Raw genomic sequence first — 13,590 nt, 5'->3', positions numbered from 1 at the left:
TCTCCTTTATTTAAATTTTATCATTTTATGTGAGTGAAGCAGCGATAGAAATCTAGTGGTTCTTTCATGAACTGGCTGAATTCTATCGCCAAACTTTTCAATCAGTTTTTGACTGATTTCGTCAACATTTCTATAGCCATCAATTAATAACCACACTGCTGAACCAAATTCATCCAGTTTTGCTTTAATGTATGGCGATTTTAATCGCGGCATGATGTTTTCAACCATGAATCTACTTTTGAATTTAGGTATTAGAATATTTATAAATCCACCATCAAGAAATTCATGTTCGTACTCTTTGATGGGAGTTAAATCTAAGAAATTCACATATTCTTTATTTTTTTTCCAGAATAAATTCATCTTACTGCTATAAAATTTTCGAGAAATAAATTTGAAGACGGAAATTCTCGCTTCCGTCTTCAGAACTAATAGTTTTACATAACCGCAGAGGGCGGCGCAGGTTCATCTGCTCTGCCTGCATTCTTTATCGGAATTCTAATCAATATCCAAGCAATGAATGCGAATACAAACAGACTGACAATGAATGATGGTGTATCGAATATAGAGAATAATCCCACTTCAAAGAAAGCAAATCCTGCAAATACAAGGCCTATCAAGGCTTCACCGGCGATTAAACCAGCCGCAAGTAAAACACCTGTATTTTCTACTCGTGCTTTTTGTGCCTCGTTGTGTTTTCGCTTTTCATTGAATTTCTCGACTGTACCTTTTATTAATCCACCTATAAAAATAGCAAAGGTTGTTTCAAGGGGTAAATACATACCAACAGAAACCAGCATTGGACTTTTAACTTGCATTAACACAAATCCAAATCCCATAATCATACCAACGATAATCAATGGCCAAGCCATTTCACCGCCGACAATACCTTGCGAAAGCAGCGCCATAAGACTTGCTTGGGGTGCTGGAAGAGCTTTGCCTCCGAATCCAGTTCCGCCAGATTTAATATCACCTTCGTGCAAAATTACTAATGGAAGGAACATAACTACCGCAGCAAGCACCACACCGATAATATCGCCAACCTGCATCTTCCATGGAGTGCCGCCAAGAATGTGCCCGACTTTTAAGTCCTGCAGCATTTCACCTGCAACCGCCGCAGCTACGCAAACAACCGCCGCAACTCCAAGAACAGCCGCAACACCAGTAGAACCGGTCATTCCAAGCGCAACCATTAACAATGCAGCAACTAAAAGAGTAGATAAAGTCAAACCGCTAATTGGATTGTTACTCGAACCAATAATTCCCACTAAATAACCCGAAACTGCCGCAAAGAAAAATCCTGCAATCACCATTACGAGTGTAGCAACCAAAGCTGCCACTACATCTTGAGCGAAATAGTTGTAAATGAAAAACGTTGCAACTGAAGCACCAAGAATTCCGATCGTCACCCATTTGAAACTAATATCTTGTTCAGTTCTGATGGCAACATGTTCGCCGGTTGCAGCTTTCTTTACGTCACCGATTGATCTTTTAATTCCTGTTATTAAGCTTTTACGCATTCTGAAAAGTGTAAAACCTGCACCAGTTAACATCCCGCCGATGGCTATTGGACGGACAATAAATCTCCAAACGTTGTTTGCCATTCCTATCCAACTCTCTTCAGTTGCACCGGATGATTCCGGGAACAAGCTCGGTCCAAGAAAATAAGTAATTATTGGTACGAATAATCCCCAAGCTAAAAGTCCACCGCTAAAGTTTAGTGATGCTAATTTCGGTCCAATAATATAACCGACTCCGATGTATGCAGGGCTAACCCCTGGCGAGCTTAATAACATACCACTTTGAGCATTAACTGTACCGGTAGCTTTCAAACTAATTGTCGCTTTAGAAAATGAAACGAATTTTTCCCAGCTTGTAGCAAAGAATTTTAATTGTCCAAGAGTTTGAATTAAAGCACCAATTCCCATAGCTCCGAACAAGAATTTTGCTCCTGTTCCACCTGCACGACCTGCTTTATGAATTTCACCAGCCGCAACAGATTCTGGAAATGGCAATTCGATATCTTCGACCATTACTCTTCTAAGTAATGCAACGAACATAATGCCGAGTACACCGCCAGCGATCATGATGGCAGATGATTCAAGATAATGTCCGGTAGTTGCAAACTCTGGCCATATACCAGCAATGAAAAATGCAGGAAGCGTGAAGATTGCACCAGCAGCTACTGATTCCCCTATTGAACCTACTGTTCTGGCAAAATTCTCTTCGAGGATGCTTCCCTTCATGATTTTTAAGAGCGCCATTCCGATGACCGCAGCCGGATAAGTTGCGGCGATTGTCATACCTGCTTTTAAGCCAAGATAGGCATTGGCTGCACCGAGAACCACACACATTATCAAACCAATGATAAGTGCACGCACAGTAAATTCAGCCATGCTTGTTTCTGGCGAGACGAATGGAACAAATTTCTTTTGTTCAGACATATTCTCTCCTTTGATTCGTTGATTTAGTTATTAATTGAAATGATTGATTGACAAATCTATTTGAGATGAAAATTAAAGGATTTAATAACAAAGACTTTTATCTTCTCCGAATTATTTAATAAATTTTGCCAAATATATAAATCAAAAGACTGGAGTTCAAGCAACAAGTAATTTTTTTAACATAAATATTTGATCATTACTGTCCAAATATAAGTCAAATAAATTCAATCGGTAGAACAATATTAGATTTTGGATTCGCAGTCAACATCATTCATAAGCTGTAAAATAGAGCTTTTTATAAAATTGATATACATAAAATCTGTAGAAAAATGCTGCATAATAAATATCTCTCTTACCTTAGTGACACAAACAAAGAGAAATCATTTTCACCCTTATTAGCTTATTGTTCCAACATAAGGTAATAAGGTCGTAGTCACTATGGTAATTGTGGTTACTAAGGTCGAGAAAATATCCGTCAACGGATGGATACATCAAGAAAACCGGAATTTGCAATCGCCTGCGAGGGAAGGTTATGTTATGAGAGTTAATTTTCAAGTTCAAATCGATTACGATTATTTTTCCTTATAACACTTTATTTACTATATAGTTACAGGTTTTTATTTGATCGTATCTTGGACAGTAGTGATATTCGATGTGTATGAAAGCAAGCATTTAGGAGTTGTTTATATTCTAACGTTTAGTAATCGCAATATCGAAATACAAAACTCCGCTTCACAATTTGAATTTCATTTTATAGAGTAGTAGCAGAAGCTGACGCTACACAGAACTATGAAACTTTTACACTTCCTGATATGTTACCGCTAAAGAATAATCAAATTAATCCTGACTGTCATCTAAAACAGATGGTTAAATTATTAATTAATTGTTATTTTTGTCTAAAGCAGTTGAGGATGGTGTATTATGTATTTTAATTGTCCATCAAGAGAAGCGAACTTGAGGAGAAAATATTTTAAGAGTACAGTTGTTTTACTCATGACTGCGTTATTGTTTACTTCTTCGGTTCTTGGGCAATCCGAATATGAATTTTTATTTGATACTCTCACGTTTGAAAGTTCGACAAATCAAAAAGAAATAGTAGATAAACTACTTACGATATTATCTGACTTAGAACCATCTATTGCTGAAAAACAAACTGAAAGATTGCTAAAATTAACCGTAAAGTTTAGTGACCTATATTGTTATAACATTGTACTCTTATTTTCAACAAGATTTGGTACTATTGATGAAAGAAAGAATAAATTACGTGCTTCAATAAATCTTGCCGATGATCGAGATGATTTAAATCTTAAAGCAAAAGCATTTATCAGCTTGAGCGAGATATACCAAGAAGAGGTGAGATATGATTCGGTTATCGTCATGATTTTAAAAGCTCGAGATATTTTTAGGAATACAAAAAATCTAGATGAGGAAGTAACTCTGCTACAAAAATTGGGAGATATCTATTTCGTAGCAAGTTTGTTTGACAAGGCGGAATATTATTATAATGAAGTTCTAAAATTAAAGGGCGATCCAAGTCAGTGGTTTTTATGGCGAAAATTTGTAATCACGAATAATTTCGGGCTGATTGAAAGAGAAAGAAAAAACTACGATAAAGCAATTTATTACTTTAAAAAAGCACTCGACGAAATGCTATCAGATAAAAAATTTATCATGTCTTATTCAGACACATCGAGATTAATATATTCGCACACAAACTTAGCTCGATTCTACCTAAGTAAAAAAGCTTATTATAATACTTGGGTGCATATTAATACGGCTCACAAATTAGAATCAAATTACAACGATCCGTCATCTCTAGTGCAAATATTTTTAATCAAAGGTATGTTTTACTTTCATAAATCGATACACGATTCTTCGATTTATTTTTTGAAAAAAGCTGAGAGTTTGATTGAAAGCCCAAGCGTATTTCAACTCTCGACAACAATCAATAAATATTTAGCTGATAATTACGCCGCACTGAAAGATTATAAAAGTGCTTGGATTGCGAGCGATAAAGTAATGGTCAACTATGATTCAATATTGAAGCGGCGAAAAACATTTGAGGCAATAAAATTAATCACCGAAGATCAAATTGCACAATCGGAATCGAAAATAAAATCTTTTGAAATCAGACAGAATGTTTATTTAGGAATTATTTTGCTTGTTTTGCTTTCTATGATTTTGACTTTATTGCTCTATCTCAGACTTAACGGAGCTCATAAATTATTGATAAGAAAAAACCTTGAATTATTGCAGGCAGAGAATAAATCATTAAAAATAAAATCGCAGCTAGATAAACAAGTTAAAGAGTCGAAAAATCAAACTATGATTAATAGTTCAAAGAATCATAATCACTTAACCAGCGAATATAATCAGGAACCGCTTGATCCTGTGATGCTTCAGCAAATAGACTCACATTTGGAAGAAGTCATGTATAAAAAGCAATTATTCTTGGATGCAAATCTAAATTTAGACACTCTTGCACAATTACTCGGAACAAACAGAAATTATCTTTCTAAAGTAATAAATCAGGTTCATGGTGTGCACTTTAATACTTACCTGAATAATTTAAGGATCAGAAGAGCAATACATATCCTTTCAAACCGACAAAATACTGAAGTCTTCAACCTCGAAGGAATAGCAAGGGAAGTAGGCTTTACAAACAGAATAACATTTCTCTCAGCATTTAAAAAATATACTGGTGTTACCCCATCATATTTTATTAAAAACCTGCCCGACGCATAAATTCCAAAATAGACATATAAAAACGAGTAATGTTGAAATGAATTCATATTCAATACACTTTGTGATAGTTATGTTTGATTGAGATAGTTGACTCAATTCTCACGGAAAATGTCTGTGGAATTTAAAATCCGAAGGATCCTTTGGACAAAGCTTGCGTAACTTCAGAATCTTAGTACCAAGCATCGATCTCCAAATAAAGTAACCTTATTTAATTCTGTCGTTAAAGCTGATTGGAATAGGGTAATATTTTTGAATTTCAGAAAGTTATTAAGGTTTGAAAATCTTAAGAAGGTCTGAAGTCTGAATATTTATTTTTAGTATCTACCGCATATAAAGCTGTAAATTTTAGGGTAAAGATTTTATTACTGTTATAGTCGAAAATACAATAAATGCTATACTGTGAAGTGATAACCGAAAAGTTTTTCTTAATTTCAGCTCATGAAAAATTCATGATTAGTTTTTATACTCCGACTAAATTCAATATAGCCTGCATCTGAAATATTAACTTGGGAAGTACAAGTTTAGTAAACTTAGTAGAGTTAAAATGTATCTTAAAATTTTCAGAACGAAATGAACTTTCTTAGAAAATGGACATAAAATTCGACTGTTTGAATTTCAGATACAAGAATTGACTTTGAAATTAGTCTGATATAAATTTACGAAAAATCTGAATCGTCTAATTTATTTTTGTAATGGAGATTTCGTTGAGTCGAAAATTTAATGAAGTAATTTTTATTTTTTTTCTCCAATGTTCCTTATGTACATTAAGTATTGCTCAGTCAGAGTTCGATAGCTTATTAAGCGAGTTTCAAACAGTAAAGTCCTCAAAACAAATTCAATTATTGGATAAAATTTTTATCTCTATTACGAAAATGGATTCTTCAATTGGCAGGGAACGAACTGAAAGATTATTAAGAATAACAAATAAATTTGGTAGCCGGAATTTTTATAATAATGTACTTTTATTCTACTCTCGATTTGGTGCATTTACAGAAAGAAAAAAAATTGTATATGGTTTGTATTCCACTGCTTCCGAAGATCGAGATGAATTACTTATGGCTCGATCTTTATTCGTCTTAAGCGAAATTTTTCATCAAGAGTTTCGATACGATTCGTCCGTTCATTATCTTTTTAAGGCAAGAGACCTTTTCAAAAAAATTAACCTCGAGTTTGAAACAGTTCCGCTGCTTCATATGCTTGGTGACCTTTATTTCCATGCACGGCTCTTTGATAATGCAGAAAAATATTATAAAGAAGCAATTAGAATTAAGGGTAATCTATCGGACTGGTATTCTTGGCGTTATTATGTCATTCTTAATAATATGGCTTTTATACATAAGCATAGAAATAGTTTTGATTCATCAATTGCATGGTTTAATTTTTCAATAAATGAATTATTATCAAATCAGGAATCGGGAGTGTATATCATAGATACTACACGGATTATTTATGCATATATTCAGCTTGCTGATTTGTATATTTTAAAAAAAGACTACAAAACAGCACTGTACTATTATTATAAGGGTATCTCTGCTAACTTATCTGTTGGGAGCGTTGATATGATGACAAATCTTTACATTCTGAAGGGAAAGATTTTTTATAATGAGGGATTATATGATTCATCATTGACTTATCTGCGGAAAGCTGAGCGATTAAATTCCCAAAATATTCCCCTGAATATCGCACGAATTTTATATGACTTTTATTCTCAAGTGTATACTGCAAAAGGGGATTATAAAAATGCTCTAATGACATATAAGAAATATTCTTTGCTAGTTGATTCTACAAATAAGCAGCAGAACATCTTTGCTGGTATTCAATTAATTACAGATGATTACTTTGAAAGTGCAGAATCGAAAATAAAAACTTATGAAATTCGGTAAAGCATTCTTCTAAGTATAATTACTATTGTCATTTTGTCGGTGATTTTAATCTTAATAATACATCTTAAACTTAAGAATGCTTATAAGCTGTTGATTAATAAAAATATTGAATTAATGCATTCTGAGAACAAAACATTCAAGCTAAAGTCATTTATCAAAAATCAAGCTAAAGAATTCTCAGCTGAATCTATTCCATATAACTTTGAAGAGTTCCATCTGGATCGATATATACAAGATGAAGAAATACCTGACTCTGCGCAGATGAGTGCAATAGTTGCACACCTCGAAGAGGTGATTCAGAAGAAGCAATTATTCTTGGATCCAAATCTTAGCTTAGATGGTCTCGCTAAAGTTTTAAATACAAATAGAAATTATCTTTCAAAAGTAATAAACCAATTCTATGGGGTCCATTTTAATACTTATATTAATAACCTAAGAATTAAAAAATCGCTGTTGATTTTGTCTCAAAAACACGAAGTAGATATCTACAACCTTGCTGGTATAGCGAATACTGTAGGCTTCAGCAATAGAACAACATTCATCTCCGCATTTAAAAAGTATACTGGCGTGACTCCTTCCTTTTTTTTAAAAAATCTTAACAGACAAACTTAATTATCATCTATATACTAAATAATTGGATTCGATATTAAAAAGAAGAACCCAACTAGTGGGCACCAGTTGGGTTCCATTACGAGATGGCAATGTGAAAAGTGAGAACTTATTTAATTATTGACATCTTCTTCGTTTGGGTGAAATTACCAGCAGTTATTCGATAGATGTAATTACCACTCGGCAGTTTCGATGCATTGAAATCATATTCATACCATCCTGCCTTAAGTAAATCATTATTAATCAACTTATCGACCTGCTCTCCAAGAATATTGTAAATGGTCAATGTAACATTACTTTCTTGCGGTAATCCAAACCTGAGCTTAGTAGATGGATTAAATGGATTCGGATAATTCTGAGCTAAGCTATATTCGGTTGGGATTGACCCATCAATAAAACCGGTTGTTCTTCTCAATACGAACTTCAAGTACCAAGTTTGATTCGATTGTGTTGAATCCAATCCATACACATTAAATGCCCAAACTGCCCACTGACCAATACACGAATCAATCGAGCCAAGAAGCATGGTCGAATCCCAAATATTATACAACTGTCCTTCTGTTAATGTTAAGAGTGTATCGGTGCCATTACTATTCGACAGTATATCAAAATACCATGGATTAATGTACGGGACACCATATCTCCATCTGTATTTTGTAGCATATGTGGATTTCCTCCACTTGAATGTAATCGGAGTTCCATCACCTTGACGTACTACAATTCGATGGTGTTCAAGTGGATTCGATAGGTCAAATACAGTTGGAATTGGTCCGAGAGTTCTGAATGATCTAATAGAAGAAAAGGTCCCTGTACCAGCGATGTTTTTAGCATTTACTCTCCAGAAGTACTTGGTATCATAGCTTGGTAGTGTTACTTGACGTGAGTTCGTTGTTAGAGTTGTATCATCCAAGAACACAGAAACAACTGTGAATAATGAATCTGTTGCAACCTGCAAACGATATTTCACCGCATAAGGAACTTCTGCCCAGGTCAATGTTATAGTCATTGGCTGTCGTACTGCATTGTTTGCCGGTGTACCTAAGCTTGGGGTCACTGGTATTGGAACTATAGTTGTAAATACACTAATAGTAGAATATGCACCTGTTCCAGCAACGTTTTTCGCTCTTACACGCCAATAATATGTTTTATCATTTGCAAGTGGCCCAACTTGTTTCGATGTTGTTGTAATTGTAGAATCATCGAATACAGTTGTACCGAATGTGTTACTTGTCGAAACTTGCAACCGATAAGTTTCTGCATATGGAACTGGCTGCCAGCTTATGTTCAGTGTGATTGGTTGATTGATTGCACCTGATGTTGGTGTAACAGTCCCAGTTGGAACTACTGGGAATGGAACTATCGTTCTGTATGTCCAAGTTGGTGACCAAACGCTTGTTCCACAGCAGCTCTTCGCGTTAACTCTCCAGTAATATCTTGTGAAATTACTTAAAGGTCCGACGTCATGGTTTGTTGCTGTAAGAGTAGAATCATTAAATACTAGATTGTTAAAGTTTGAATCTGTTGCGACTTGTAATCTATATGTAAGTGCATTAGGTGCGGGATTCCAGCTCAGATTCAGTGTTATTGGTCTATCTACCGAATTATTTTCAGGTAAAATTAATATCGGCTGCGGTGGTACCGTTGGAAGAGTTGTGAAGTTCCATGTTGTTGACCATAAACTCCTAGCTCCCGCTCTCAGAGCACGTACCCGCCAATAATACTTTGTTCCTAAATTTAAAGGTCCAACTTGTTTGCAGAAACCACCAACAGTTGCATCGTCAAGAACAATTATCGTAAAGTTCTCATCAACGGCAAGTTGAATCTGATACAACTCCGCTCCTGGCACTTCTTGCCAGCTTAGGTTTTGATTAACCTCCATATAAATGGAATTATTTGCTGGCGAAAGTAGTGTTGGTGGAGGAATAATGTATACTGCTAAATTTTTATCCCCAGAAATAGTTACCGTAGGATCTCCTGCAAGTCCACCATACTCGATCAAATATCCTAAAATGTTGGGATTATCGATAGCAAAATCATTCCATAGTCCGGTCGAATATAAATGTAAATGAGCTTCACCCCCAGAATTATTTGGTTCACCCGGTGCCCAATTAATATAGCTTAAGTTATCAAGATATTCTGGACCGGTAGCCCATTTCCAAATGGAACCAGTGGTGATTCCAGGTGGTGGCCAAAATGCACCAGGTGCAAAAGCTGGATCGCAAGTTCCTCCTATCCAAGTGTTACCATTTATTTTTTGTTGGATGAAACTGTTTTCTCCTGCTGAGGTAATTGTGGTCAAATATCCTGCTAAGCCATAGAAGTAAGAAACATCTGCTTGATTCTTAGCCACATCCCAACGAATTGCAGAAGCAGGAACATACCTATAATAGTGTCCACTGCCAGAATAAAATATTGCAGTTCCAACTTGAAAAGTTATTTGCCGGGTTGCTTGACTGGGATTCAGTACATTAATATTTTTATACTGAACAGATCTTAATACTTCTTGATATTGTGCGCCAGTACCGTTACCAGTGAAGGTCAATACACCAGTCGAAGTATTATAATCTCCCGTTATTTCATGAAGCACGGTTGGATAAATTAATCTATCCTCAGCGCTCGTGAAGTTAGTATTTATTGATACAATGGCACCGTCGTAGTTCCCGCCAGAGACTGTCACACCTCCATCGACCGTAATGTTTGGTCCGTTCATTGCATAGTAAGTACTCACTCCGGCTGAAGTTGTCAGATATGTTGCAGGAGCTGGATTAAGTGCTCTGAACCTCCGAACCGAAGAATATGCACTTGTTCCTCCGGCATTGGTTGCATTTACTCGCCAGAAATATCGAATACTATTATTTAGTGGACCGACCTGCCTGCTTGTAGTTGTTATATTTGCTTCATTAACTACTAAATTAGTAAAGCCGGCATCTGAGGCGACTTGCAATCGATAACTGGTGGCACCGGAAGAAGCATTCCATGTCAACGTAAGCGTGAGAGGTTGATTAATTGCATTATCAGCTGGTGAAACAAGGGTTGGTGCAGAAGGTACCGGTGGTACCGTAGTAAAACTCCAGCCGCCTGACCATGCACTTGTACCATTCGCATTTGTTGCATTTGCACGCCAATAAAATGTTGTATTCGTATTTAACGGACCGACTTGTTGACAAAGTCCAGCTAATCCTGTTTGATTATAAACCAAATTTGAAAAACCTGCATCTGTAGCAACTTGTAAACCGTAGCTTGTTGCTCCGGTTGATGCATCCCAGCATAGGTTCAAAGTCAGTGGTTGGTTTGTTGAACCATTTCCTGGTGAAGCTAATCCTGGAGTTGGTGGAGCAGGATTTACAATTGAACAGTCTGTTTCACCAGTCCCTCCTGTTTTTGCAAGCGTTATATTTGTCGGCGAATTTGAAAAGTTTGTCACAAGTAAAATATAGTACTCTCCAACACTCGAGCTTCCCAAATCGATAATTTCGGTTGCTTGAGGATGATAGCTACAGTCAATCATTTTTTCTGCTGTTAAATCTGTTGGTGCTGGACTTTGATTAGGAAAAGGTCCCCACAAAATAAAATCAATATCCACGTTAGCGCTATTTGTTTCAGTAATTTGTAGAGAGCCTCCCACACCTATTTTCATATAATACCATGCAGGATTTGGACGCATAATCAAACATCCATAGTTCGGGCCCGGTTGTGCTGTTCCGGTATTTACACCTGCAGGGTACGTAGCGCCGACTGCAGTACAAAATGGTTGAGCCGTTTCAAGTGTTGCTTGTGAATACAACTCACCCGTAAAAGCAAATATTGTTATGCAGAGAATAACGAATATCGCAAAAGATTTTTTCATTTTTGTTCTCCTATCTTTGATGAGACATTTGGTTAATTAAAATATTGACACCATTAAGTTGATAATAAATATTATTGCAAGAATGATATATAGAATTATAAATACGCTCTCCAACGAGAAGTGTTTTCCGAGCTTTTCCTCGATAAATTTGTGAATTGTTTTTTTTAATACATTGATGCTTCTCACAGTTTTTTTCTCACCATTTTCTACTGCGAAAATAATCTTGCCCTTGTAAAAATACGTCACGATGTTGTTAAGAATGATAAATCTTATCAACTTTTTTTTAGTTGTTAATTATCAATCGAAAAGTTTCGAAATTTTTAAAATTTCCAAAGTTTTTTTTATAATTTTTCGTTTGGTGAATGATAAAATTTATAAATTTTATCAGAAGTAAATTGACATAACGACAATTGATTCTATCTTAGAAGAGAATTTTTGAAGGTAAGAAGTATACTGGCATAAGGCATTCAAACTTCATTAAAAACTTCACAAAAAGATTAGCCGAATTATTACATTAAATCCCTTCAGTATTTTCTCTGTGTACACCGTGCTCTCTGCGGTATTAAAGATCTAATCTTTCCTTAACCTAATAATACTTTCGCAGGGCAAAGATCAACAAATATTTTTCAGTGAGCCATTTTGCTATTGTTTCCATTTTAACCTAAATTGATAGAGTAAATCTATTATTTACGATAAGCATCAGGAGAGATTTGTTGCGGTTTTCGTGTCTGAAATACAGCATCATTATTGTTCTGATTATTCTAACATCAGCGGGCACAATACACTCACGACCCGATTTGGAAGAACTAATCTTAAAACTCCAAACCGAAGATCCGGATAAACAAAAAGAAATTTTCGATAACATACTCCTCTTAATCACTGACATTGATCCAGTCATAGCTCAAAAACAAGCAAAGAGATTATTAAATCTGACAAAAAAAATCCCTGACCTGTACTGTTATAACCATGTGCTTCTGTTTTATGCAAGATATGGTTCATATGAGGAGCAGAAAAACAATGCAAAAGCTTCAATTCTTTTAGCTGAGCAGCGGAATGACTTGCTATTGAAAGCAAAATCATATGGGCGTTTAAGTGAGATTTATAAAGAAAATCTTCAATACGATTCTATGATCATTTTGCTTTTTAAAGCTAGAGATATTTTCAGAACTTTAGGCGATAAAAAAAACGAAGTTAATATGCTCCACGATTTGGGAAACATATATTTTGTGGCAGGACTTTTAGATAAGGCAGAATATTGCTTCAAGGAAGTATATAAATTGAGAGGTGACTTAGCAGCTTGGAAAGAATGGAGAAAATTTGTTATAACAAATAATTTTGGGTTGATTGAAAGTAAACGTTCAAATTACGATAAAGCAATATTCTACTATCTTAAAGCATTAAATGATATGCTCGCCGATAAAAATAATATCATGGGTTTTTCAGATTCTGTAAGAATGGTATATTTATATTCTACTCTCTCAGAATTTTATTTTACAAAAAAAAATATGACAGTTCATGGATATATATTTCAAAGGCACAAAAATTTGATTCAATTTATAAATATCCTGACTCTATAACAGAAATCTATGTCCGATTAGGAAAGCTTTATTACACAAAGTCGATGTATGATTCTTCAATCTATTTCTTGAAAAAAGCAGAAGAAATACTTCACTACCCACTTTCATTTCAACTTGCTACAACAATTTATAAATATTTAGCTGACAATTACGCTGCCACTGGTGACTATAGGAATGCTTGGACAGCTGGCAATAAAGTTATTATTAGCTACGACTCCCTCATAAAACGCCGAAAGACTTTTGAGGCACTTAAATTAATTTCAGATGATGAATTGTCACAATCGAAATCGGAATTAAAAACTTATGAAATTCAGCAAAGTATTTTGATAGGCATTATCTTAATTGTTCTTCTCTCACTTATATTAATTTTATTTTTTTATTCAAGACTGAACAAGTCTCACAAGCTGTTAATCAAAAAAAATATTGATTTAGTTCGATCAGAAATGAGTTCTTTAGGAGCCAAATCTAAAAAGGATAAGCACCCTATT

8 protein-coding genes are annotated in these 13,590 nt (G+C 35.1%); 5 read left to right on the top strand and 3 right to left on the bottom strand.

The window, feature by feature from the left end; translation table 11 throughout:
• Positions 1-6 precede the first annotated feature (6 nt).
• Positions 7-360: a PqqD family protein gene (locus FJ213_00040; protein ID MBM4174556.1), complete on the bottom strand. Its 354-nt coding sequence runs from the start codon at positions 358-360 to the stop codon at positions 7-9.
• 74 nt (positions 361-434) lie between these two features.
• Entirely contained in the window at positions 435-2,441 is a 2,007-nt protein-coding gene (locus tag FJ213_00035) for an oligopeptide transporter, OPT family (GenBank protein MBM4174555.1), read from the bottom strand.
• Positions 2,442-3,362: 921 nt separating this feature from the next.
• On the opposite strand from FJ213_00035, the gene FJ213_00030 reads away from it, so the two are divergent.
• The 3 genes from FJ213_00030 (at position 3,363) to FJ213_00020 (ending at position 7,681) form a co-directional block, all read left to right on the top strand.
• The gene (locus tag FJ213_00030) at positions 3,363-5,186 is read left to right on the top strand and encodes a helix-turn-helix domain-containing protein (GenBank protein MBM4174554.1); all 1,824 of its coding nucleotides are present in this window, start codon (positions 3,363-3,365) and stop codon (positions 5,184-5,186) included.
• 692 nt (positions 5,187-5,878) lie between these two features.
• On the top strand, positions 5,879-7,069 hold the full coding sequence (locus FJ213_00025) for a tetratricopeptide repeat protein (protein MBM4174553.1): 1,191 nt from the start codon (positions 5,879-5,881) through the stop codon (positions 7,067-7,069).
• Between the two features lie 114 nt (positions 7,070-7,183).
• Entirely contained in the window at positions 7,184-7,681 is a 498-nt protein-coding gene (locus tag FJ213_00020) for a helix-turn-helix domain-containing protein (protein MBM4174552.1), read from the top strand.
• A gap of 106 nt (positions 7,682-7,787) precedes the next feature.
• Here the strand turns inward: FJ213_00020 and FJ213_00015 are convergent, their stop codons facing one another.
• Positions 7,788-11,525, bottom strand: a complete 3,738-nt coding sequence (locus FJ213_00015; protein MBM4174551.1) for a T9SS type A sorting domain-containing protein — start codon at positions 11,523-11,525, stop codon at positions 7,788-7,790.
• A 797-nt stretch (positions 11,526-12,322) separates the two neighbouring features.
• Here FJ213_00015 and FJ213_00010 point away from each other — a divergent pair.
• Both FJ213_00010 and FJ213_00005 read left to right on the top strand, forming a co-directional pair.
• Complete coding sequence (locus tag FJ213_00010) at positions 12,323-13,102, top strand: tetratricopeptide repeat protein (GenBank protein MBM4174550.1); 780 nt, start codon at positions 12,323-12,325, stop codon at positions 13,100-13,102.
• Between the two features lie 68 nt (positions 13,103-13,170).
• Positions 13,171-13,590 (top strand): hypothetical protein (locus tag FJ213_00005; protein ID MBM4174549.1); only part of this gene is annotated, 420 nt, incomplete at its 3' end.

The sequence above is a fragment of the Ignavibacteria bacterium genome (assembly GCA_016873845.1).
GTDB lineage: Bacteria > Bacteroidota > Ignavibacteria > Ch128b > Ch128b > JAHJVF01.
The sequence above is the reverse complement of the archived record's forward strand: the minus strand, read 5'-3'. Positions and strand labels throughout refer to the sequence as shown.

Bases quoted from the DNA above. Each gene is read 5' to 3' on its own strand.
- FJ213_00040 (MBM4174556.1), bottom strand. From the start codon at position 360: ATGAATTTATTCTGGAAAAAAAATAAAGAATATGTGAATTTCTTAGAT.
- FJ213_00035 (MBM4174555.1), bottom strand. From the start codon at position 2,441: ATGTCTGAACAAAAGAAATTTGTTCCATTCGTCTCGCCAGAAACAAGC.
- FJ213_00030 (MBM4174554.1), top strand. From the start codon at position 3,363: ATGTATTTTAATTGTCCATCAAGAGAAGCGAACTTGAGGAGAAAATAT.
- FJ213_00025 (MBM4174553.1), top strand. From the start codon at position 5,879: ATGGAGATTTCGTTGAGTCGAAAATTTAATGAAGTAATTTTTATTTTT.
- FJ213_00020 (MBM4174552.1), top strand. From the start codon at position 7,184: ATGCATTCTGAGAACAAAACATTCAAGCTAAAGTCATTTATCAAAAAT.
- FJ213_00015 (MBM4174551.1), bottom strand. From the start codon at position 11,525: ATGAAAAAATCTTTTGCGATATTCGTTATTCTCTGCATAACAATATTT.